This is a genomic window from Undibacterium sp. WLHG33 (assembly GCF_049544815.1).
Taxonomy (GTDB): Bacteria; Pseudomonadota; Gammaproteobacteria; order Burkholderiales; family Burkholderiaceae_D; genus Undibacterium.
The window spans coordinates 1,131,306-1,155,483 of record NZ_CP186697.1 but is presented as its reverse complement, the minus strand read 5'-3'; the positions used below and the strand labels follow the sequence as shown (position 1 = coordinate 1,155,483).

The 24,178-nt window shown below is 50.6% G+C and carries 19 protein-coding genes; 15 read left to right on the top strand and 4 right to left on the bottom strand.

Going from position 1 to position 24,178, the window contains the following annotated elements; all coding sequences use genetic code 11:
* Positions 1-118 precede the first annotated feature (118 nt).
* From ACOTSW_RS05260 to ACOTSW_RS05250, 3 genes are all read left to right on the top strand, one after another.
* A complete protein-coding gene (locus ACOTSW_RS05260; RefSeq protein WP_423681419.1) occupies positions 119-1,294 on the top strand; it encodes a ribonucleotide-diphosphate reductase subunit beta in 1,176 nt (391 codons plus the stop codon).
* 424 nt (positions 1,295-1,718) lie between these two features.
* Positions 1,719-2,486 carry a histone gene (locus ACOTSW_RS05255; RefSeq protein ID WP_423681417.1) on the top strand — a complete coding sequence of 256 codons (768 nt, stop codon included), beginning with the start codon at positions 1,719-1,721 and terminating at the stop codon, positions 2,484-2,486.
* Between the two features lie 89 nt (positions 2,487-2,575).
* Positions 2,576-3,124: a YggT family protein gene (locus ACOTSW_RS05250; RefSeq protein ID WP_423681415.1), complete on the top strand. Its 549-nt coding sequence runs from the start codon at positions 2,576-2,578 to the stop codon at positions 3,122-3,124.
* Between the two features lie 10 nt (positions 3,125-3,134).
* Here ACOTSW_RS05250 and ACOTSW_RS05245 read toward each other — a convergent pair whose 3' ends face one another.
* The gene (locus ACOTSW_RS05245) at positions 3,135-4,139 is read right to left on the bottom strand and encodes a LacI family DNA-binding transcriptional regulator (protein ID WP_423681413.1); all 1,005 of its coding nucleotides are present in this window, start codon (positions 4,137-4,139) and stop codon (positions 3,135-3,137) included.
* An 87-nt stretch (positions 4,140-4,226) separates the two neighbouring features.
* Between ACOTSW_RS05245 and ACOTSW_RS05240 the strand changes: the two genes are divergently transcribed.
* Positions 4,227-5,519, top strand: coding sequence for an amidohydrolase family protein (locus ACOTSW_RS05240; RefSeq protein WP_423681411.1), 1,293 nt, complete (start codon positions 4,227-4,229; stop codon positions 5,517-5,519).
* Between the two features lie 83 nt (positions 5,520-5,602).
* On the opposite strand, the gene hemL is transcribed toward ACOTSW_RS05240, so the two are convergent.
* Both hemL and thiD read right to left on the bottom strand, forming a co-directional pair.
* Positions 5,603-6,883, bottom strand: a complete 1,281-nt coding sequence (gene hemL / locus ACOTSW_RS05235; protein WP_423681409.1) for a glutamate-1-semialdehyde 2,1-aminomutase — start codon at positions 6,881-6,883, stop codon at positions 5,603-5,605.
* Between the two features lie 67 nt (positions 6,884-6,950).
* Positions 6,951-7,769, bottom strand: a complete 819-nt coding sequence (gene thiD / locus ACOTSW_RS05230; RefSeq protein WP_423681407.1) for a bifunctional hydroxymethylpyrimidine kinase/phosphomethylpyrimidine kinase — start codon at positions 7,767-7,769, stop codon at positions 6,951-6,953.
* A 174-nt stretch (positions 7,770-7,943) separates the two neighbouring features.
* Here thiD and ACOTSW_RS05225 point away from each other — a divergent pair, with 174 nt between their 5' ends.
* From ACOTSW_RS05225 to ACOTSW_RS05200, 6 genes are all read left to right on the top strand, one after another.
* A complete protein-coding gene (locus tag ACOTSW_RS05225) occupies positions 7,944-8,096 on the top strand; it encodes a rubredoxin (protein ID WP_186883314.1) in 153 nt (50 codons plus the stop codon).
* Between the two features lie 138 nt (positions 8,097-8,234).
* Entirely contained in the window at positions 8,235-8,636 is a 402-nt protein-coding gene (locus ACOTSW_RS05220; protein WP_423681406.1) for a response regulator, read from the top strand.
* Positions 8,637-8,662: 26 nt separating this feature from the next.
* On the top strand, positions 8,663-9,028 hold the full coding sequence (locus ACOTSW_RS05215) for a response regulator transcription factor (RefSeq protein WP_423681405.1): 366 nt from the start codon (positions 8,663-8,665) through the stop codon (positions 9,026-9,028).
* A 54-nt stretch (positions 9,029-9,082) separates the two neighbouring features.
* Positions 9,083-9,667 (top strand): chemotaxis protein CheW, encoded by a 585-nt coding sequence (locus ACOTSW_RS05210; protein WP_423681404.1) that lies wholly within the window; start codon positions 9,083-9,085, stop codon positions 9,665-9,667.
* Between the two features lie 57 nt (positions 9,668-9,724).
* On the top strand, positions 9,725-12,061 hold the full coding sequence (locus tag ACOTSW_RS05205) for a methyl-accepting chemotaxis protein (protein WP_423681402.1): 2,337 nt from the start codon (positions 9,725-9,727) through the stop codon (positions 12,059-12,061).
* Between the two features lie 89 nt (positions 12,062-12,150).
* Positions 12,151-18,510: an Hpt domain-containing protein gene (locus ACOTSW_RS05200; protein WP_423681400.1), complete on the top strand. Its 6,360-nt coding sequence runs from the start codon at positions 12,151-12,153 to the stop codon at positions 18,508-18,510.
* Between the two features lie 120 nt (positions 18,511-18,630).
* On the opposite strand, the gene ACOTSW_RS05195 is transcribed toward ACOTSW_RS05200, so the two are convergent.
* On the bottom strand, positions 18,631-20,118 hold the full coding sequence (locus ACOTSW_RS05195; protein WP_423681399.1) for a cryptochrome/photolyase family protein: 1,488 nt from the start codon (positions 20,116-20,118) through the stop codon (positions 18,631-18,633).
* Positions 20,119-20,203: 85 nt separating this feature from the next.
* Here ACOTSW_RS05195 and ACOTSW_RS05190 point away from each other — a divergent pair, with 85 nt between their 5' ends.
* The 5 genes from ACOTSW_RS05190 to ACOTSW_RS05170 all read left to right on the top strand — a co-directional run bounded on the left by ACOTSW_RS05190 (position 20,204) and on the right by ACOTSW_RS05170 (position 24,133).
* Positions 20,204-20,884, top strand: a complete 681-nt coding sequence (locus ACOTSW_RS05190; protein WP_423681397.1) for a YqgE/AlgH family protein — start codon at positions 20,204-20,206, stop codon at positions 20,882-20,884.
* A complete protein-coding gene (gene ruvX, locus ACOTSW_RS05185; protein ID WP_423681396.1) occupies positions 20,884-21,291 on the top strand; it encodes a Holliday junction resolvase RuvX in 408 nt (135 codons plus the stop codon). The genes ACOTSW_RS05190 and ruvX overlap by 1 nt, the downstream gene beginning before the upstream one ends.
* On the top strand, positions 21,288-21,800 hold the full coding sequence (gene pyrR / locus ACOTSW_RS05180) for a bifunctional pyr operon transcriptional regulator/uracil phosphoribosyltransferase PyrR (protein WP_423681394.1): 513 nt from the start codon (positions 21,288-21,290) through the stop codon (positions 21,798-21,800). Before ruvX ends, pyrR begins: the two co-directional genes overlap by 4 nt.
* Positions 21,793-22,767, top strand: coding sequence for an aspartate carbamoyltransferase catalytic subunit (locus tag ACOTSW_RS05175; RefSeq protein ID WP_423682260.1), 975 nt, complete (start codon positions 21,793-21,795; stop codon positions 22,765-22,767). Before pyrR ends, ACOTSW_RS05175 begins: the two co-directional genes overlap by 8 nt.
* 82 nt (positions 22,768-22,849) lie before the next feature.
* Positions 22,850-24,133, top strand: coding sequence for a dihydroorotase (locus ACOTSW_RS05170; RefSeq protein WP_423681393.1), 1,284 nt, complete (start codon positions 22,850-22,852; stop codon positions 24,131-24,133).
* Positions 24,134-24,178: the final 45 nt, after the last annotated feature.

The window sequence follows — 24,178 nt, the reverse complement described above, 5'->3', positions numbered from 1 at the left end:
GAGCGGAAGTATTAACCAACTGAGCTGCAAGCGAACGGTGTGAGACGTCCATCGTTCGCCCTATGCTACACATGTGTGTCGAGGCATAAAAAGCAGTGTTACTTTGTAAGGAATGAAAATGTTATCTTGGGATGATGAACCCTCGCCAGCTGCAGCAACGCCATCAGCCGTGCGCCCGGTAGGCAATGATACACAGGTAGGTTTGCAATTGCAGGAAGTTGCGCTGAACCCGGCACTGGTAAAAAAAGCCGGAGCTGCGAGCGCAGAAGATATGGCGCGTCGCGTCAATGCTGCAGACAAACGGATTATCAATGGCCAGACTGACGTGAACCAGCTGGTGCCGTTCAAGTATAAGTGGGCGTGGGATAAATATCTGGCTGGCTGCGCGAATCACTGGATGCCGCAGGAAATCAATATGCAACGCGATATTGAATTGTGGAAAAATCCGAACGGACTGACGGATGACGAACGTCGCCTGGTGACACGTAATCTCGGGTTTTTCGTGACTGCAGATTCTCTGGCTGCAAACAATATTGTGCTGGGTACTTATCGTCACATCACCGCGCCGGAATGCCGTCAGTACCTGTTGCGTCAGGCATTTGAAGAAGCGATTCACACACATGCGTACCAGTACATCGTTGAATCACTGGGCTTGGATGAAGGCGAAATTTTTAATGCTTATAACGAAATCGAATCGATCCGTGACAAAGATCAGTTTCTGATTCCATTCATCGATGTGTTGACGAATCCTGAATTTAAAACAGGCACCACTGAAGCGGATCAGACTTTGCTGCGTTCACTGATTGTATTTGCTTGTCTGATGGAAGGCTTGTTCTTCTACGTCGGTTTCACACAGATTCTGGCGTTAGGGCGTCAGAATAAAATGATGGGCGCGGCAGAACAGTATCAATACATTTTGCGTGATGAATCGATGCACTGCAACTTCGGTATCGATCTGATCAACACAATTAAAATGGAAAACCCGCATTTGTGGACCGCAGAATTCAGAGACGAAATTAAATCGTTGTTTTTGCGCGCGGTGGAGTTGGAATATCGCTACGCAGAGGATACAATGCCGCGTGGAGTGCTTGGATTAAATGCGCCGATGTTCAAAGGATATTTGCGCTTCATTGCAAATCGCAGAGCACAGCAAATTGGTCTTGATGTTTTGTTCCCTCAGGAAGAAAATCCTTTCCCATGGATGAGCGAAATGATAGACCTGAAAAAAGAGCGCAATTTTTTTGAGACGCGCGTGATTGAGTATCAAACCGGGGGAGCCCTCAATTGGGAGTAGCTGCTGAATATAGCGCCCCGGCTTCCTGAAAAAGGAATACTCACGGTTTGCACGAGATGTAAAACTCGAGAGGCCTCACCAAACTGAATGGACAGTCACAGATTAAATTACTTGTACTGTTAGTGCCGCAATACCTGGCCATGTCGGGTATTGCGGTTTTTGGCTTTGTATCTTGAGTTCTTGAATATTATTGACATACGCAATGTGCGGGTGTTTCAGATTGACCGCATCAGACGGTGATCGCAGAGTAAAAAATTATGGCTGAAGTGCTGCATCACATTGAGGGCATGCAGCAGTTCAGCCGGTGCCGAATTCATTAGCGCAAACATCGTTTATGTTTGTGCCCATGAATAATCCGCTTGAAAGGATAGAGCGGATTTAATTTTTATCCGATTTTTTCCATCTCTATCGAAGGAGAAACAAAATGGCAACAGCACCAAAAGCGGCAGCGGCCGATTCCGCCTCTGCGAAAAAGACAACAGCAAAAAAAGCTGTTGTTAAAAAAGTAGCAGCGAAGCCAGCAGCAAAAGCAGCGGCGAAACCAGCAGCTAAACCAGCAGCGAAGAAAGCTGTCGCTAAAGTTGCAGCAAAACCAGCAGCGAAAAAAGTAGCGGCGAAGCCAGCAGCAAAAGCAGCGGCGAAACCAGCAGCGAAGAAAGCTGTCGCTAAAGTAGCAGCAAAACCAGCAGCGAAAAAAGTAGCAGCGAAGCCAGCGGCAAAAGCAGCGGCGAAACCAGCAGCGAAGAAAGCTGTTGCTAAAGTAGCAGCAAAACCAGCAGCGAAAAAAGTAGCAGCGAAGCCAGCGGCAAAAGCAGCGGCGAAACCAGCAGCGAAGAAAGCTGTCGCTAAAGTAGCAGCAAAACCAGCAGCGAAAAAAGTAGCAGCGAAACCAGCAGCGAAGAAAGCCGTCGCTAAAGTAGCAGCAAAACCAGCAGCGAAAAAAGTAGCGGCAAAGCCAGCAGCAAAAGCAGCGGCGAAACCAGCAGCGAAGAAAGCTGTCGCTAAAGTAGCAGCAAAACCAGCAGCGAAAAAAGTAGCAGCGAAGCCAGCGGCGAAAGCAGCGGCGAAACCAGCCGCGAAAAAAGTTGCAGTGAAAAAGGCAGCTCCAGCTAAGCCAGCGACTCCTGATGCAAAAACAGTCGTCAGCCCTAATGCTGCGTGGCCTTTCCCAACTGGCAATCGTCCGGCGTAATCCGGTACTGCTTGGTCGCCTGATTTTATTCAGGCACAATACCCACTATGTGATGATTCACTTGGTGGGTTTTTTTTTGAGGATAACTCGTGTTGCATGGAATTTTTACTCTCGTCATCGATATCGTGACTGGCTTATTTGCCGGATTTTTGCTGTTGCGTTTCTGGATGCAAGTGCAGCGGGTCCGCCCGCCTGCAGGTCTGGCGCAGGCTATTTTTCAGATGACAGACTGGCTGGTGCATCCAATACGTCGTGTCATACCGGGATATCGTGGCTATGACTGGGCAACGATGGTTGGTGTTTTTCTGACTGCGCTGTTATCAATGGTGCTGGACTTCTGGTTGTTATCTGAGGTTTCAATCACCACGATTGTGTTACTCATGGTGTTTCGCGTGTTGCAGTGGATACTGTACGGTCTGATGGCCTTACTGGTACTTGAAGCAATTTTCAGCTGGGTGAATCCTCATGCACCGCTGGCCCCCTTCGTCCGAGCGTTGAATGAACCTTTGTTATCCCCTTTCCGTAAGGTATTGCCTTCGTCGGGTAGCCTGGATTTCTCTCCTTTGCTGGTGTTGATTTTATTGCAGATACTGAGCAGGGTACTTAATGAAGTGATGCCGCGCCTGTTGATGCTGTAACGCTATTGACTTACTTTTCCGGGCAGGCGGTCGATTGGCGGATGACCAGTTGTGATCTCAGCATTTCGCGTCGCAGTGGCAGGGCAGGATTGGTAATTCTGGCGACCAGAACCTGCGCAGTGAGTTGCCCTATATCGTGTTTGGGCTGAGCGATGGTTGTCAATGGCGGGGTGCTGAACGAGGCCAACGCAATATCGTCGTAGCCGATGACAGAGAGTTGTTGCGGTATTTTTACACCAGCTTCATTCGCTGCACAGATACCGCCGATAGCCATCAGATCATTGCTAACAAAAATCGCAGTCGGTCTTTCTGGTAAAGCCAATAACTGTTTAAATGCATGAAATCCTCCCTGGCTGGTAAAGTCGCTATGGATCAGATATTCAGTGCGAAATTCCAACTTTGCTTCGGCTAATGCGCGTAAATAACCTGTGACCCGCCCACCGCTCGGCAGCAGCGTGTCCGGTCCGGCAACGCAGGCAATCCGGCGATGTCCTAATCCGATCAGGTAGCGGGTCGCATCATAGCCACCCTGTGCGTGATCGGCTTCAATTAAATCTGCCGCAACGCCTGCTACTTCGCGGTCAACCAGTACTTTCGGTATGCCTTCATCGGCCAGTAATTTTGTTAATTCTTCGTCTGAACCTGATGGCACCAGAATCAGACCGTCAATACGCTTCTCCATCAGTACGCGGATATAAGCGGCCTGCTTTTTCGGGTCATCATCGGAATTACACAGAATAATGTTGTAGCCGAGTTTGAACGACGCATCTTCTATACCCTGAATCACTTCGGCAAAATACGGATTGGAATTATTCGGAATCATCATACCGAGGGTATGCGTCCGGTCATTTTTTAAACTGCGCGCGACCGCGCTGGGAATGTAGCGCAATTCTTTGATGACAGAGAGGACGCGTTCTCGGGCGTCATCGCTGACAACACGGGTATTATTGATTACATGCGAAACGGTAGTCGTTGATACGCGCGCTTTTTCCGCGACCTGCTTCATTGTTGCCATAAAAATTCCTGCTTTTCGATGATGAGATTATGACGCAGGATAGCGGCAGCGTTTAAAATTTTTGCAAACTTCCAGAAAGGGATTCCTATGCATGATCTTATGATCCGGAACGCGAATTTGCCCGATGGGCGCTGTGGTATCGATATTCTGGTACGGCAGGGCAGGATAGAAGCAATGGAGCAGCACTTACCGGTGACTGCTGTTCCTGAAATTGATGCAGAAGGAGATTTACTCAGCCCACCGTTTGTTGATGCGCATTTCCATATGGATGCTGTACTGTCGTATGGTTTGCCACGAGTGAGCCAGTCTGGCACCCTGTTAGAAGGGATCGCCTTGTGGGGCGAACTTAAGCCGGCGCTGACGCAGGATACCTTGATTGCCAGAGCAATGGAGTATTGCGACTGGGCTATCGCCAAAGGTTTGCTGGCGATACGTTCCCATGTTGATATCTGCGATGATCGCTTGCTGGCGGCTGAGGCTTTACTAGAGGTAAAGCGGCAGGTGGCACCGTATATCGATTTGCAGTTGGTGGCATTTCCGCAGGATGGCTTGTTACGTAGCCCGACTGCATTCGACAATCTGAAACGCGCGATTGCGATGGGTGTGGATGTGGTCGGAGGCATTCCACATTTTGAGCGGACGATGGCAGAAGGTGCTGAATCGGTACGCCTGTTATGTGAGTTCGCCGCAGAAAAAGGTCTGCGTGTCGATATGCATTGCGACGAATCCGATGATCCCTTGTCTCGTCATATAGAAACCCTGGCATTTCATACGCAGCGCCTCGGTTTGCATCATCGGGTGACGGGATCGCATCTGACATCAATGCATTCGATGGATAACTACTATGTCAGTAAGTTGTTGCCTCTGATGCGCGAAGCAGGTGTCGCTGCCATTGCCAATCCCTTGATTAATATTACTTTGCAAGGCCGTCACGATACTTACCCGAAACGTCGCGGCATGACGCGCGTCCCTGAAATGCTGGCGGCGGGAATCGATGTGGCTTTCGGACATGATTGCGTGATGGATCCCTGGTATAGCCTGGGGTCTGGTGACATGCTGGAAGTGGCGAGCATGGGCTTGCATGTTGCACAGATGACCGGCCAGCAGGCGATGCGGCAGTGTTTTGATGCTGTGACTAAAACGCCCGCCAAAATCATGGGACTGGAAGGCTATGGTTTGCAGCCGGGTTGCTTTGCTGATTTCGTTATTCTTGATGCTGCCAGCAGTATCGAGGCATTACGTTTGCGCCCGGTGCGACGCTACGTGATTAAACGCGGCCAGATCATCAGTGAAACACCAAAACAGGAAGCGCTGCTGCATTTATCCGGCAAAGAAACGCGGGTGAGTTTCAGAAGGCAAGGGGATGGAAAAGGCGCGTAAAAAAGGAAGGGAAAAACAGGACTCTGAATATTCACGCAGCTGACAGGCTATTTTTGCTCTGTCAGCCGCGTAAATATTAGGAGTTACATTTTTGAAAATGCCTGTTTTGCTGCTGCTATCGTCGTATCAATAATCGCATCGTCATGCGCGATCGAGACAAAGCCGGCTTCAAACGCCGATGGTGCCAGATAAACACCAGCATCTAGCATCAGATGGAAGAAGCGGTTAAATTTATCTTTGTCCGTCGCCATCATGGCTGCATAGGAGTCGGGAATCTGTGCCGCGAAATACAGGCCAAACATACCACCTACCGCATCGGCACAGAAGTCAAATCCTGCCTGTTGTCCTGCTGCAGTCAGGCCATCTGCGAGTTTGCGGGTTTGTGCCGTCAATTGCTCGTAAAAGCCAGGTTGCTGGATGATCTTCAATGTTGTCATGCCTGCCGCAACGGCGACCGGGTTGCCGGATAAGGTGCCAGCCTGATACACGCCACCGATCGGCGCCATGTGCGCCATGATGTCGGCGCGTCCCCCAAATGCGGCGACAGGTAAACCGCCACCGATGACCTTGCCCATGCAGACCAGATCGGCCTGTATTCCGAACAAGGCTTGCGCACCTTGCAGTCCTACACGGAAGCCGCACATCACCTCGTCAAAAATCAGGATACTGCCATGCACAGTACAAAGGCGGCGCATCGTTTGCAGGAATTCCGATGTGGCACGGATCAGATTCATATTCCCCGCAACCGGCTCAACGATAATGCAGGCGATCTGGTCGCCTATCGATTGAAATACGTCTTCCAGTTGCTGGCAGTTGTTATAGTCTAGGACCAGTGTATGTTTGCTGAAATCTTCCGGAACGCCGGCCGATGTCGGGTTGCCGAAAGTCAGCAAGCCACTGCCAGCTTTCACCAACAAAGAGTCGGCGTGGCCGTGGTAGCAACCCTCGAATTTAATAATTTTGTCGCGTTTAGTCGCGCCGCGGGCGAGGCGCAAAGCGCTCATCGTCGCTTCTGTTCCACTCGATACCAGGCGGATTTGTTCTACCCCTGGAACGATGTTGCAGATTTCTTCTGCCATCAGCACTTCGCCTTCGGTCGGTGCGCCAAAACTCAGTCCGCGGGCAGCGGCTTCCTGCACTGCCTTTACCACATCAGGGTGCGCATGGCCGACAATGGCAGGTCCCCAGGAACCGATATAGTCGATGTAACGCTGATCTTCTGCGTCCCAGAAGTAGGGTCCTTCAGCACGAGTGATAAAGCGTGGCGTGCCTCCGACGGAGCGAAAAGCTCTGACCGGAGAATTGACGCCACCTGGGGTGGTTTTTTGCGCACGGGCAAACAGGGTTTCGTTTTTATTCGTCATGATAGAAAGGGTGATTAATTCGGGTGGAGTTAGCGTTGAATGAAACATTCATTCATAAAGGGTGGATTCAATGTTGTGGCTCTCTCGCCCAGAAGTAGCGGTCAGGAATCAGTTTTCCCATCCCCAATTGCTGCGCATGGCTTACAGCGGCCATGGTAAATTCCTGCGCTTCCATTACTGCCTCAGGAATGTCAAGACCGGTTGCCAGCAACGCGGTAATTGCTGCTGAAAGCGTTGTTCCTGCTCCGGCATGTGAGCCCGGCACGCGTTGCCAGACATCTCTTCTGACAATCCCGGATTCGCTGTACAGCGTATTAGCGACCTCTCCGCTGCCACAAGGCGTTCCCGTTACAAAAACATATTCACAGCCTGAGTCTATCAAGGTCATCACGTCGGCCATTAAGTCTTCCGGTTCTGCATTTTCCTTCCAAGTCTCTGCCAGACGCGACAGTTCCACTGCAGAAATCAGTAAAAGGGTTGCTTGCGGGATTAATAATTCCCGTATGGATAAAGTCAGATCTTCTGCATCGCTGATGTGATCCGTGATGGCAGTATTAAATGGATCCAGAATTAACGGCATTTCCGGATAATCAGAAACAATTTCCGCAATGGTCGTGACGTTATCCACACTGCCGACCTGGCCGACTTTGATTGTGAGCACCGGCATATCTTCCAGAACGGTTCTGGCCTGTTCATCAATTAGATCTGCATCCAGAGGAAGGATGCTGTCGACCTGCGAAGTATCACCAGTGAGTACGGCAGTTACAACCGGCAGTCCGTGGCAGCCCATCGCGGCAAAGGAGGCCAGATCTGCAGAAAGTCCGGTTGCTCCGACCGGGTCAGAGGCACCGAAACTAAGAATAATGGGAGAAATTTGGTTTTGCACGTTTGGTAGATTAATATAGGCGGCCTTGCAGAATCAGGGATGATTCATCAATTGAAATTACACAGGGACGCAGCTTTTTTTGTAATTTCATGCAGGGTACACAATATTTTACTTGATAGAAGGATTTTAGTCGTGAGTGATAGTGCAGGTGGAAAGCCACAGTATAAAACATGGATGTGTCTGATTTGTGGCTGGGTTTATGATGAAGAACAAGGTTCCCCCGAAGATGGTATTCCTGCCGGCACTTTATGGGATGATGTGCCCATGAACTGGACTTGTCCTGAATGTGGTGCGCGTAAAGAAGATTTTGAAATGACGGCGATTTAATCGAAAATGTGACTTTTTGGCTATTAAAGTGTGTCTTTTTGGCTATAAAGAATGTTTATTCCAGGGAAATAAACGCCAGATCGAAAATTTTTTTGTTAAAGTGCAAGCTTGCTATTTTTCTGTCGGGAAGATGATTTTATGTCAGCGTTGGCAAGCAATGAAAACTTGAAAATCATGGTGATTGACGATAGCAGCACGATACGTCGGTCGGCAGAGATATTCCTTGGACAAGCGGGTTATACCATTGTCCTGGCTGAGGATGGCTTTGACGCACTAGCAAAAATCAACGACTCTCATCCTGACCTGATTTTTTGCGACATTCTGATGCCAAGGCTGGATGGTTATCAAACTTGTGCTTTGATAAAGAAGAGCGTCAAATTCAGGGATACACCGGTCATCATGTTGTCATCCAAGGATGGTTTGTTTGACAGAGCGCGTGGTGCCATGGTTGGTTCGGATGAGTATCTGACCAAGCCCTTTACAAAAGATAGTCTTTTGAGAACTGTGCGGAATTACACCTCTGGTGCGCAGGAAAAATGATTCAGTTTCATGTGAGGAATTAGCAAATGGCTATTCAAAAAATACTAATAGTAGATGACTCTCCAACAGAGCGTTATTTTTTAACAGAGGTTCTGGTCAGAAATGGTTTCTCTGTATCTACCGCTGAAAACGGCGAGGAAGCCCTGACAAAAATTAAAGCAGATAAGCCTCAGTTGATTCTGATGGACGTGGTAATGCCTGGGCAAAATGGTTTCCAGATTACGCGCGCCATTGCCAAAGATCCTGAAACACAGGATGTGCCGATTATCATCTGCACCAGCAAAAATCAGGAAACAGACCGTATCTGGGGATTGCGTCAGGGCGCTAAAGATTACCTGGTAAAGCCGATTGATCCGCAAGAGTTGCTGGCTAAAATTGCCGCTCTTGGTTAATGATCTGCATATACGCTGCTTGTCTCTATTTTTAAGAAATACCCGGATTGCCTCATGACTACTACTTTGAGTGACCCCGCCGCTGCCAAGCTGGACATTACCAAGTCAGACGGCGGCGTGCGACGCACGCGCTTGCGTGAGTTTCAGGCGCAGTTGGTTGAGCGTATGCAGGCCGCGCAGCGCGGTGGTTTTTCCAAGCTTAGTCAACTGGGGATTGTTATTGGGCAGCAGCGTTATTTGCTTGATTTGCGGGAGGCCGGTGAAATCGTCAGTGCCACGTCACTGACCGATGTTCCTTTGACCAAGGATTGGTATGTCGGCTTGTCAAATATTCGCGGTAACCTGACCAGTGTCGTTGATTTATCGCGTTTTCAGGGGCTGGAACTGACGAAGCTTGATAATTCCTGCCGTATTGTGGCTTTCGCTCCTGCCCTGGGATTTAATAGTGGTTTGCTGGTATCGCAGGTTCTGGGTTTGCGTAACCTTGCTGAGATGGAAGAGATTCCATCGAGTGAGACTGATGGCAATGGCCGGGAATGGTTGCAAAGACGGTTTCGTGACCGTGATGGTAATGTGTGGCATGAACTTAGCCTGGCTGCGTTAGTGCAGAATCAGGATTTTCTGCATATAGGTTTATAGTCAGAACTTCATTTGAAGTACCGCTGACAGATATTCAATCGTTTAGGAGATTCAGTAATGGCATTGAAACTACCGTTCTTGTCCAAAGGAAAAGAAAATCCGGAAATTGACGGAGCAGAAGTTGCGGCAAGGTCATTCGGTAATGCTGGTTCGGTTGAAGTTGAGGAGGCCAGTAACGTGAAAATGTTAACGCCAGAATCAGCTCAGGAAGGCGAGCAGAAACAAACGACAACTGACTTCGATACGACTCATAATCGCGCCGATGCGACATTTATCGGTGACGCCCTCGAAAAAGGTGGCGATATTCATTTGCCGATTATCGGTAAAATGTCTCTGCAAAGGCAAATGCGCATTTTGTCCACAACCATGGTTGGTGCGTTGGTGGCAGGTGCATTTTTTGTTTGGCTCAATGCGAACCACTCAGCTCTGATCTCCACACAGGTGCAGATTTCCGGTGACGTACTGATGCATTCTCAACGTATTGGTAAAGCAGCACCAAACTCGATTCAGGGTAATGTCCAGGCTTTTAAACAGCTGGAAGACAGTCGCAAAGAAATTAATAATGATCTGAAAATCCTGTTGGATGGTGGTACTTATCAGGGGCGCGACGTTAAGTCTGCAGACTCCACTCTGGAGCCAGTGTTAAAAGAGACGATCAAAGCCTGGCAAAATTCCAATAAAGCAGCGGAAACAATTCTGGCTCGTCGCCAGGAGCTGACCGGTTTTGGTCAGACTCTGCAAAAGCTGAACTCCTTGTCCCCGGTCCTGTTGGAACTGACCGAACAGATTTCCACACTGAAGGTACAAGGTGGCGGATCTGCGCGGGAGATTTCTGCATCAGGTCAGCTGGTCATGCTGACTCAGCGTCTGGGTCGTAGTGCGAATGAATTTTTGACATCCGAGGGTGTTAATCCTGAGACCGCTTTCCTGTTGGGTAAAGATACGAATACTTTCCGTGACCTGGTTGACGGCTTTCTCAATGGTAGTGAGGTTCTTCGCCTGACGCCGACGAAAGATGCTGATACACGCGAAAAACTCGAAGAATTGAAAAAAGCTTTTGCTGAATATCAGGCTTCGGTATCCACTATTCTGGGTAACCTGCAAAACTTCATTGCTGCTAAACAATCCGAACAGTTATTGTTTAATGAAAATGAGGACCTGAAAGCCAAACTGACCAAGTTACAAAAGACTTATACGGATCAGCAGGATTCCACCAGTTTTTCTTTCTGGCTGATGTTGATCTCTGCAGCTGTTGCGTTAGCGTCTGCGGTTGGTATTGCCTTGGTTCTGTTGCAGGATAGCCGAAATCGCGCTAAAGAAGCGAATGAACGCCGTCAGGAAGCTGCGGAGCAAATGTTGCTGGCGAAAAAACAAGAGGAAGAAGCGAAAGCTGCAAATGATCAGAACCAGGCCGCGATTTTGCGACTGATGAATGAGTTGCAGGAGGTTGCGGACGGTGACTTGACTATTCAGGCGACGGTTTCTGAAGACATTACCGGTGCGATCGCTGACTCGGTTAACTATACGGTGGAAGAGTTGCGTGGACTGGTCGGCCGGGTTACCACAACAGCTGAACAGGTTACTTCTGCATCGAATCAGGCGCAGGACATTTCGACTAACCTGCTGGAAGCGTCAGAACAACAATCGCGCGAAATTTCTGATGCTGGTCAGGTCGTTCTGACGATGGCGCAGGATATTACCGACGTCTCGCGTTCTGCGAATGAATCTGCAGAGGTTGCACGTCAGTCGGTTGCGGCGGCGGAACAAGGCGCGCACGCGGTGGAAGACGCGATCAAAGGTATGAACGAGATTCGCGAACAAATTCAGGAAACCTCTAAACGTATTAAACGTCTGGGTGAATCTTCTCAGGAAATTGGTGAGATCACCGAGCTGATTTCTGACATTACCGAACAGACGAACGTGCTGGCGCTGAATGCTGCGATTCAGGCAGCGTCTGCGGGTGAAGCGGGGCGCGGCTTCTCGGTGGTTGCGGAAGAGGTGCAGCGTCTGGCGGAACGTTCAGCAGAGGCTACCAAGCAGATTGGTGCGCTGGTGCGTACGATTCAGACGGATACCCACGACGCCGTTGCGGCGATGGAAAAATCCACGCAGGGTGTGGTTGAGGGAGCGAAACTGTCCGATGCGGCGGGTACAGCGTTGTCTGAAATCCGTAGCGTTTCGAACCGTCTGGCGGAACTGATTCAGGGGATTTCTCTGGCGACCGAGCAGCAGGCGACATCAGCTAACGGCGTTGCGCAAAATATTCAGCACATTCTGACTATTACTGAACAGACCCAGAGCGGCACACAGCAAACTGCAGAGTCGATTAAGCAATTGTCTCTTTTGGCCGAGGAACTGAAGAACTCCGTATCCCGTTTCCGTGTAACTGCCTGATTTTCCAGTCTATGGGCTGTATAAATGGCCCTATCATATTTGCAGACGATGAACCAGGGTTCATCGTCGCTTGAGTTTGCGGAGCGCGCATGACATCCGATTTTTCAAATTCGTCACATCTGCCTCAGGAACAGTTTGATACTGGACCTCTCTCCTGGGTTATGCCCGAGGTGCGGGAAGCGATGACCAACGCTGGCAAAGTGCTCAGTGAGGCACTGACGCAAGACGTTGAAGCACGATCCACTACTTTACTGCATGCAAAAAGTTATTTGCATCAGGCGCACGGTGCTTTACAAATTGTCGATATCGACGGTGTTTCTATAGTCACCGAAACCATAGAAGAGTTGATAGAACGTCTGCAAAGCGGTCATTTAGAAATGACGCAGACAAACGTTGATGTCATTCTTGATGCGTTTCATGCAGTCTTGCGGTACCTTGAGGATCTGCTTTCAGGAGCGCCGCATCAGCCGGTCAGACTATTTCCATACTATCGCGCGTTACTGGAGCTAAAGGGAGCGGAACGGATACATCCAGCAGATTTATTTTTTCCTTCTTTATCTGCGACAGAAAAAGTTCCTGAACTCGCAGTTACAGCAAACGGCAAACCAGCGAATTACAGTGGTTTACGTCAGCGTTTTGAAAAGTTATTGCTGACGGTTCTGACCAGTAAAGATCAGCAGAAGCGACGCGAAGCCGCTGAGAGTATGCACGGATTGATTCATGAAATCGATCAGATGCAGACCAATTCTCAGGCCAAAGCTTTTTGGGTTGTTATGCGTGCATTTGTCGAGGCTGTTGCCGATGGTGGAATCGACGATCAGCAATATGTGAAACAAATTTTCGGCCGTATTAATTTACAGATCCGCCGGTTGGTCGAAGGCGTCAATACCATCCCTGAACGTCTGCTCAGAGATGCCCTGTTCTTTTTGGCTCAGGTAGAAAATCCATCTGCTTTTGTTTCAAGCATTCGTCGCGCATATCAGCTTGATAATAAAGTGCCAACTGACTATAACGAGAAAAATTACGGTCAGATCGCTGCCGGTGTATTAAGCACGGCCAAGGAGCAGCTTACTGCAGTTAAAAATTTATGGGGCCGGATTGCGAACGGTGATGGAAATCTGGGCGATAAATTTTCTCAAAAGATGAAGGAGCTGGCAGATACCGGTGCAGGCTTAAATGTCCCATCGTTGTCTAAGCTGTTGCGTGAATTAAGCGGTATTGCCAGACATGTCTCGCACTCGGCAGATGGCAGTAAGCTGGCATTGGAATTAGCGACCAGTTTGTTATTCGTTGAAAATGCGCTCGACCAGATTACCCGGTTACCGGCGCATTTTTCAGAACGTGCAGATGAAATTACTGCGCGCTTGCTATCTGTTGTATCCGGTGATGAGCCGCAGTCCCAGGCGGCCTGGATGGGGGAAATTTCACGCGAAGCTCAACAGCGTCAGACGATGTCAGTGCTGGTTTCTGAAATTCAGACGAGCTTACGTCAGGTTGAAAAAACGCTGGATGAATATTTCCGCGATCCGGCGCAAAGTGCATCCCTGCACTCGATTGATAACATGTTGCATCAGGTCAGCGGCGCAATGGCGATCCTGGATCAGGATGCGGCGATGCAGGCGCTGGAAGCTACCAGAAAGACGGTCGCTACTTTGGCCGATGCCAAAGATTTAGGCGAATCTGAGCGGGACGCTGAGCATCAGAAACTGGCGCAGAATATCGGTGCGCTCAGTTTTTTCATTGAAACTTTGCAGACTCAGCCAGAAACGGCGAAAAAGAAATTCGTGTTTGATGCTGATGCGGGTATTTTCCGTTCTAACCTGCTCGATGCTCCGGCACAGAAAGAATTATTGCCTGTCAGTGAAGACATCATTTTCCCGACGGATTCGTCACAAGCTGCTGCGGAAGAGTCTGCTTCTGTATTAACCACTGAAAAAGAACTGCTTAACCAACAGCAGGAGTCGGCTCGTCTCGCGGCATCTTTAGCAGAAAATCCTGATGACAAAGCGCTGAAGGCGCAACTGAAAGACTCACTGGAGTCCGAAAGGTCTGTCGCAACCTTATTGGATGATTCCGCCGCCAGCGGTCGCGCAAAAGCAGCAATTGAGTTACTTGGATCTGGAGACGCATCTCATTCAACAGAGAGTTTGCAGGATATCGTTGCTGTCACTGCGCCGGTAGCTGCTGATCAAGTGAAGGCTGTTACGGCTGCTGCTGTCCTGCCACAAAGTGAGGAAGCAATTGATGCCGAATTGCTCGAAATTTTCCTGACCGAGGCAGATGAGGTTTTACAATTTGTTCAGGATACCTTGCCGCGTTCGCGCGCCGATGTGGATAACCAGGAATACCTGACCAGCCTGCGTCGTTCCTTCCACACCTTGAAGGGTAGCAGCCGTATGGTCGGCCTGAATGTATTCGGTGAGACTGCATGGAGTATTGAACAGGTAATGAATTTATGGTTGTCGGAATCGCGTCGTGGCGATGACAATCTGTATGCCCTGCTCGAACGTACTGCGGGTGAAATGTATGCATGGGTTAACGAACTCAAACAATCTGGACATTCAGCAAGAACGGGTGCTGCAATTATTGCAGCTGCGGAGAGAGTTAAAGCCGGCCTCGATTATCAGGAACCCGAAGAATTACCTGTCGTACATCCGGAAACTCCGGAAGAGTCTCTGACGCCAGCACTGCAACCGCAAACGGAGTCGGTGCTTGAAACGCTTGATGTTTCTGAGGTGCCGGCGCCTGTTATTGACGTAGCTGTCGAACCTGAAATTGAGGCGACTGTTTCTGTTGATATTGAAGCATTTGCCGCTATGGATGATGCTTCTGAAACAATCGAAGCCTTGCCGCTGCCAGATGTTGCCGAAGATACAGTCGAAGATGCTGCTGTCAACGCCACTCCAGAACAGCTGGCTCCTGAATTCGAACTCAGTGCATTCGATGATCTGCCAAGTGCCGCCAATGTACTGGCAGAAACAGCTGCGACGCTTGATGACGTGACGACAGCGCTGCCTTTACCCGATCTTGACGATATCGTTATTTCGGCAGAGGCAGTTGCCGACGGCGAGGCAGAGACAATCAGTGTTATCACTCCGGACCTCGTCAATGAGGAAGCGCATGTTCCGGAAACCTTGTCTGAAAACGAGATTGACTTGCTGAGCCCTGTGGAAGAACAGATCGAGGCAACGTTACTGACCGCAGAAGATGCCGTTGAGGACGTTCCTGTGGTTGCAGACAGTAATGCATCCATTCCAGCAATCGTTGAGGAACAGGTCGTCGCCGAAGTGCCGGTGTCGGAATCTGGCGGCGCGAAAATCATTGAGTTTCCGGATCTGAATAAACCGGCCGTGACGCTGGATGACAATATCAAGCGTATTGGCGATCTGGAAATCAGCGTGCCGCTGTATTCGATCTATATGGCAGAGACAGATGAAATTGTCCGTTTCCTGACACAGGATTTGTCTGAATGGCGGCACGAATCTGAGCGTCATGTCTCGACCCAGGCGATTCATGCCACGCATTCTCTTGCTGGCAGTTCAGCGACCGTCGGTCTTATTCCTTTGAAAGAACTGGCGCATAGTCTGGAGTCTGTTTTACAGCGTCTGGAGCGTCACCCTGTGACCTTGACTCCAGCTGACTTCGACATTCTGGATCATGCGCTGGAATCTGCAAAACGGATGCTGCAGAAATTTGCGCTGTCTGAAATGGCGGAATTTGCGCCGGATGATGTCAGACAGTTAGATCAGTTATTGCAAGAGGTGATAGAGCGTTCAAGTTCGGGGGCGGATGAGGAGTTCATTACCTCGACGAATGAAAAACTGAATCCGGAAGATTTGTCCGGATCTGTGCTTGCTGAAGCCTTGTCCGGCGGAACTACGGAAACTTCTGCTGACGAGTCTGCGACACTGAATCTGGCAGATGATGCTGTAGTGCAGCAGGTCAGTGTCGCATTGCCTGAAAGTAGTTCGCATCAGACAAGTCCGCTCAAAGATGATCTCGATCTGGATTTGTTGCCGGTTTTCCTTGAAGAAGGAAATGACTTGTTACCAATGGTCGGTCAGTTGTTACGCAGCTGGCAGGCACAGCCGGATGACACGGCAATACCCCAGTCCATTGCACGTCTGATGCACACGATTAAAGGCAGTGCACGTATGGCTGGTGCGATGGGCTTGGGTCAGCACATCCATGACATGGAAACGCGTATTGAAAGTCTGATGCACACCAGTGGCGCAGTGCGTGCGCCGTTGATGGATGATTTACTTGCTCGCCATGATTACAGCATGCAGCTGTTTGATCGCCTGCAAAATCCTGAAGCGAACATTGAGCCGTTGGCACCGGAACCATTAACCGCGGCGCAGGAACTTGATCAGTTCCAGGAAGCATTGGTCGCGAACGAGGCTGCCGGTCTCGCAGCGCCGGAAGCGGCGGAGGCTCTGCGTGAAATGGTCAACCTGACACCGTTGATGCCAGTGTCTGACAGTCAGTCTGCCATCAGAGCGGTACCGGCGCCACACACTCCGGCCAGCGCACCGGCAATAGCGGGAGCGCCTGTACCTCTGGTGCGTGTGCGTGCTGACGTGCTTGATCGTCTGGTCAACCAGGCCGGTGAAGTGTCTATTTCACGTTCGCGCTTAGAGAATGAAGTCAGCACGTTGCGTTCCTCATTAGGTGAATTGACCGCCAACGTCAGCCGTCTGCGCGATCAGTTACGTGAAGTGGAAATTCAGGCTGAAACGCAGATTACATCGCGTATGGCTCTATCTGGTGATCGCGAATTTGATCCACTGGAGTTTGACCGGTTCACTCGTTTGCAGGAACTCACGCGTATGATGGCGGAAAGCGTCAGCGACGTGGCAACCGTACAGACAAATCTGACGCGGACGATAGATGGCGCTTCGAGTAATTTGCATGTGCAGGCGCGTCTGACCCGTGAATTGCAACAGGATCTGATGCGTGTACGTATGATTCCGTTTGCGAGTGTTTCCGAACGTCTGTATCGCGTGACGCGTCAGACTTCGAAAGAAGTTGATAAGCGCGTCAATCTGGATATCCGTGGTTCAGGCGTCGAAATGGATCGCGGCGTTCTGGAAAAAATGGTCGGGCCTTTTGAGCATCTGCTGCGTAATGCGATTGTGCATGGTATTGAATCACGCGACGTTCGGCGTCTGAACGGTAAGCAAGAAACCGGTGAGTTGCTGATCGAGGTTCGTCAGGAAGGTAATGAAGTTGTTATCCGCTTCAATGATGATGGCCGCGGACTGGATTTGCAGAATATCCGTCAGAAAGCACTCAGCGTTGGTCTGATCGGTACAGATGAAACGCCGGGTGATGCTGAAACTGCCAGCCTGATTTTTGAACCCGGATTCTCAACTGCGAATGAAGTAACTGAGCTGGCCGGACGCGGTGTCGGTATGGACGTCGTTCGTTCTGAGGCAGCGTCGCTGGGTGGTCGTGTTGAAGTTTCTACGGTAGAAGGTAAGGGTGCTGAATTCACTATTCGCCTGCCGCTCACGCTTGCCGTGACACAGGTCGTATTGCTGAGCGCTGGCGGACGTACTTACGCGGTGCCGTCGGTGTTGGTGGAACAGGTGCAGCATCTGAAGTCGAATGCATTGGCCAATGCATATAATGACGGCGCTTTGATGTGGCAGGGACAACGTGTTGCGATGCATTATCTGTCGGCGCTGTTAGGTCAGCGTGACGCCGTTCCCGTGACGCAGCAATACACGCCCTTGTTGATCATGAAAAGCGGTACTGATCGTGTGGCGATACACGTCGACGATATCGTCGGGAATCGTGAGGTGGTTGTTAAAAACATCGGCCCGCAACTGGCGCGTATGGTGGGTATTGCCGGCGCAACAGTACTTGGTTCCGGTGATGTCGTTCTGATTCTGAACCCTGTGCCTTTGGCGCAGCGTGTAGAGCATGAGCATGTCCGTCTGCCGCAGTCCGGTATGCAATCTGGAGCAGAAGCCGTTTCTGATTTAGGTGCTGTTGCTGATTTGCATCAGGAAAGCAGCGCTGCTCAGGTAAATGCCGAGCCTGTGCAGGGATTGCGGACACAGCATATCGTCATGGTTGTCGATGATTCGCTGACAGTGCGTCGTGTCACCCAGCGTTTGTTGACGCGTGAAGGCTATCAGGTCGTGTTGGCGAAAGACGGTATTGATGCGCTTGAACAATTGCAATCAGTGACGCCTGACGTGATGTTGGTCGATATTGAAATGCCGCGCATGGATGGTTTCGATTTGACGCGTAACGTACGCAGCGATGCGCGTACGGCACATATTCCTATTATCATGATTACCTCGCGTACCGCCGATAAACATCGCAATTACGCACGTGAACTTGGCGTGAATGAGTATTTCGGTAAGCCTTACCGAGAAGACGATTTACTTGAAGCGATTGTCGGCTTTGTTGGTAAAGAGCAGGCGGTTGTAGTGTAAGTAATTCCTGATTGGGCAAATAAAAAAAGCAGAGATTCGTCTCTGCTTTTTTTATGTTAATTTCGCGCTGTTTATGTTCTGCACCGCTTTAATCGATTATTTGTCCCTGCCTGAGGCACTTTACTCCGCAGATAGCATCCCTGGCTTTTTGACTACGGCATAACGCTCCAGGGTTTTCTTTCGCGCGACCTCATGTTCGACGATGGGATAAGGATAATCTTTTCCCAGACTGATGCCAGCTTGCTGTAACAGAAGTGGTGCCGCTTTCCATGGGGCGTGAATTGTGCGCTTATCCAGTTTTGCTAATTGCGGTAAATAGCGCGCAATGAATTTACCTTCGGCATCAAATTTTTCGGATTGTGTTATCGGATTAAAAATTCTGAAATATGGTTGCGCGTCGCAGCCAGACGACGACGCCCATTGCCACCCGCCGTTGTTTGCCGATAAATCAAAGTCATTCAGTTTTTCGGCAAAATAAGCTTCACCGCGGCGCCAGTCTATGCCCAGATCCTTAATCAGAAAGCAGGCGGTCACCATGCGCAGGCGGTTATGCATATAACCGGTCTGATTCAGTTGGCGCATCGCTGCATCAACCAGCGGATAGCCGGTATTACCTTCACACCACGCCGCGAAATGCGCATCCGCTTGTTCTCCAGTTTCCCATTGAATCGCGTCGTAATCGGGTTTGAACGCACGCTCAGTCACATGCGGATGATGATGCAGAATCATGAAATAGAAATCGCGCCAGATCAGTTCAGCCAGCCAGATTTCTGCGCCGTGATTGCTGCCAGTTCTGATTTGCTGCATTGCCTCGCGTACCAGATGTCGCACAGATACCGTGCCGAAGCGCAGATGCACTGACAAATACGACGGTCCTTTGAGTGCCGGGAAATCGCGGGCAACATCGTAGTGCTTCATTCGGTTCAGAAAATCCTGTATCAGCTGTGTTCCGCCAGACATTCCTGCCCGTATCGGAAGTACCTGAGTCTGTACGTCGCTGAACCCCATCTCTGATAATGCGGGTATGCCAGGCACGTCGATACGACAAAAATGCACAGCATACTTTTCTACCGGATACGATTTTGCGTAAAAGTCAGTAGCTTCCGCATAGAATTTTTTCAGCCACGCATTTTTGTATGGAGTGAAGATGGAAAATGGCGTACCGGCCAGCGATAAAACTTCGTCTTTCTCAAAGATCACCTGATCTTTAAAACTTAAAAATGTACGTTGCCGTTGGCTGAGCGCTGCTTTCACCGCTGTATCTCTTTGTATTGCAGCGGGTTCGTAATCATGGTTGACGAAAACTGCGTTGACTTGGAACTGCTCTGCGATACGCGGAATTTCCTCGACCGGATCGCCGTACATCACCAGCAGACTACCGCCAAGCTTGCCGATTTCCTGTTGCAGCTCGACGATGCTGTCGTGAATGAAACGCACGCGCCTGTCATTCGCCGGCAGATGTTTCAATATGGTCTGATCAAAAATAAAAACACAGATGACTTCTTTGCTATGTCGTAAAGCCTGATATAACGCGGCATGATCAAAGCAGCGTAAATCGCGCCGGAACCAGACCAGAGCGCGCTGAAAAGAAACAGATTTTTCTTGCATAAGTATCAGAAGAGGAAAGTCGGAATCATGGTGCGGAACCTTAGCACACATCGAAAATACACGTTAAAAATGCTAAAATGGCGGCATGGCGAAGCAAACAAAATCCCCACACTCTGAACTGTCCGACGGTGTCCCTGCACCGACTGGCAAGATTTCTGACATTGTTGCAACAGCGAGCGGCGATAACGTTCCGGAATTTGATTTAAATTTAACAAATCATTTCCTGATTGCAATGCCTTCTATGCACGATCCCGTATTTGGCGGCAGCGTGGTGTATCTGTGTGAACACAATCCCCGCGGTGCGATGGGTATGGTGATTAATCGTCCGACCGATATGACTGTGGCTGAATTGTTTGACCGTATCGACCTGCGCCTGGAAGTCATTCCCGATTCACATCCTATGGGCAAACGCCCGGTGATGTTTGGTGGCCCGGTGCAGGATGACCGTGGTTTCGTGCTGCACTCACCGGTGGGAGACTATACATCTTCGCTCAAAGTGACTGATGATATTGCGTTCACAACCTCGCGCGACGTGCTCGAAGCGATTGCGGCTGGTGAGGGGCCAGAGCGTATCGTGATCAGTGTCGGTTATGCCGGTTGGGGCGCAGGACAACTTGAAAAAGAAATCCTTGCGAACGGCTGGCTGACTGTTGCTGCCGATCCGCAGATTATTTTTTCGCTGCCGGTCGAAGAGCGGTTCAATGCGGCCATCAAATTACTCGGTATTGATCCTGCCATGTTGTCGTCTGAAGCGGGGCATGCCTGATGGCGACGCAGGAAGTCAGAGCTGATGGTACTGTACTCGCCTTTGACTTCGGGCTGAAACGTATTGGTGTGGCGGTCGGCAATACCTTCCTGCGTCAGGCCGAACCACTCAACATCATTCATGCACCGACCAACGATGGCAAATTTGCCGAAATCGCTGCGCTGATCAGTAACTGGCAGCCTGTGTTATGCATTGTTGGTTTGCCGCTGCATCCGGATGGTGAATCTCACGAAATGACGCAACGTTGCCGCCGCTTTGCGAACCAGTTGCAAGGCCGCTTCAGGCTTCCGACGATACTGGTCGATGAGCGTTATTCCTCCGCCGTTCTGAACGGCAAGCGCGGTGCACATATTGATGACGATGCCGCAGCCCTGATTCTGCAACAATATTTTGACGAGAACCCATGAGCAATGTTTCCCCCACACTGAATGCGGAAGCGCTGTATCAGCAGCTTCTGAAGCAGATCAAACCACAAGCGGTGGCGAATGATAATCTGGCGATCATCGGTATTTATTCAGGTGGCGCCTGGATTGCTGAACGTCTGGTGAATGATCTTGGTCTGAAAAATAAACCCGGTCTGATTGATGTGTCGTTTTATCGCGATGATTATGCGGCTAAGGGTTTGCATGCCGATGTCAAACCGACGCATATCCCGTTCGAAGTGGATGGTGCGCACATCATACTGGTTGACGATGTTTTGTATACAGGGCGAACGACGCGTGCAGCGATCAATGAGTTGTTCGACTACGGCAGACCTGCCCGTGTCATGCTGGCAGCACTGGTGGATCGCGGTGGGCGTGAATTGCCGATCGCTGCCGATTTTGTGGCGCATGTCGCCTCATTTGAACCCGCTGTCTCTGTGAATCTGCAACGCGCAGACGATGGCACACTTAGTTTTTCTATCGATCATGCATAATCCTCAGCTCAATAAACACGGCGAACTTCAGCATCTGCTGACGATAGACGGTCTGCCTAAATCCATCGTCAATCATATCCTCGATACCGCCTCGTCATTTGTCAGTGTCAGCGACCGCGAAGTTAAAAAAGTACCGCTGATGCGCGGTAAAAGTGTGTTCAATCTGTTTTTTGAAAACTCTACCCGCACCCGCACCACATTTGAGATTGCCTCGAAACGTCTGTCAGCCGATGTGATCAATCTCAATATCGCGGCATCCAGTACCAGCAAGGGCGAATCCCTGCTTGACACCATCGATAATCTGGCCGCGATGCACGCCGATATGTTCGTGGTACGTCATGCGACTTCCGGCGCCCCTTTTCTGATCGCCAAACATCTGAATGACACGAAGCAGCATCATGTGCATGTGGTGAATGCAGGTGATGGTCGTCACGCACATCCGACCCAGGGTTTGCTCGACATGTACACCATTCGCCACTACAAAAAAGATTTTACGAATCTGACCGTCGCGATAGTCGGTGACGTCCTGCACAGCCGCGTTGCACGCTCAGACATTCATGCACTGACCACACTGGGTGTTCCTGAAGTCCGCGTGATTGGCCCTCATACGCTGCTGCCGGGGGGCTTGGAGCAGATGGGGGTACGTGTGTTCACCGACATGAACGAAGGTCTGAAAGGTGTGGACGTCATCATCATGTTGCGCCTGCAAAATGAGCGTATGAGCGGTGCCTTGCTGCCATCTGCACAGGAATATTTCAAGAGCTACGGACTGACGCCGGAGCGGCTGGCGCTGGCGCATCCTGATGCGATTGTCATGCATCCGGGACCGATGAACCGTGGCGTGGAAATTGATTCTGCTGTGGCGGATGGCCCGCAGGCAGTGATTTTGTCGCAGGTGACTTTCGGTATTGCCGTGCGCATGGCTGTGATGAGTATTGTCGCCGGCAACAGCGGCAGTGACGCTTGATATCTGTGAGATTCGGCCAGGCGCAGGCCCGGCGATAACTGATCGTGCGTTATCCGTTACGTGAGACGTACAGGGAAGCAACATGAAAATTCAAATTAAAAATGGCCGCGTAATTGATCCGGCGAGCGGCGTTGATGCGGTACAGGATGTGTTTATCGCTGCCGGAAAAATTCTTGCTGTCGGTGCGGCACCGGCTGATTTTGTCGCCAATAAAGTTGTGGATGCCAGCGGGCTGGTTGTGGCGCCGGGGCTGGTGGATTTAAGTGCGCGTTTGCGTGAACCGGGCTTTGAATATAAAGCCACACTGGAATCGGAATTGCAGGCCGCGATGCGCGGTGGCGTCACCAGTCTGGTGTGTCCGCCGGATACCGATCCGGTGCTGGATGAATCGGGTCTGGTCGAAATGCTGCGACAACGTGCGCGCACACAAAATAAAGCCCATGTATATCCATTGGGTGCGCTGACGGTAGGGCTCAAAGGTGAGTCTCTGACCGAAATGTCGGCGCTGACTGAGGCTGGCTGTATCGGTTTTTCGCAGGCTGAGGTGACGATCTCTGATACCAATACTTTACAACGCGCGTTGCAATATGCGAGCACGTTCGGATACACGGTCTGGTTACGTCCGCAAGACGCCTATATCGGTAAAGGTGGCGTCGCGCATAGTGGCCCGCTGGCATCGCGTCTGGGCTTATCCGGTGTGCCTGTCATGGCAGAAACGATTGCGCTGCATACCTTGTTTGAGCTGATGCGGGCCACGGGTGCTAAAGTGCATCTGTGCCGTATTTCCTCTGCTGCCGGTCTGGAACTGGTACGTCAGGCGAAAGCGGAAGGCTTGCCGCTGACGTGTGATGTCGGTGCCCATCATGTCCATCTGACCGACAACGATATTGCTTACTTCGATTCGAATGCGCGCATGACGCCGCCATTGCGTAGTCAGCGCGACCGTGATGCGATCAAGACAGCACTGAGCGATGGCACCATCGATGCGATCTGCTCGGATCACACACCGGTTGATGATGATGAAAAACTGCTGCCATTTGCCGAAGCGTCACCGGGGGCAACTGGTCTGGAATTGTTATTGTCGCTCGCGCTGAAATGGGCGGAAGACAGCCGTGGCGCCGTGACCTTGTCGCAAGCGCTGTCGAAAATCAGCAGCAGTGCGGCGCAAGTAGCCGGAATTGCTGCGGGTAAGCTGACGGCCGGCAGCGCCGCTGATCTGTGCGTGTTTGATCCTGCCGCACATTGGAAAGTGGAAGCGGCGGCCTTAGCGAGTCAGGGCAAGCATACGCCGTTTCTTGGCTACGAATTGCCGGGTGTCGTTAAGCTGACGATGGTCGATGGCCATATTGCCTTTGACAATCTGTAATCTGCATTCAATACCGTTACCCGCATCGCCCGCTATCGCTGGGCG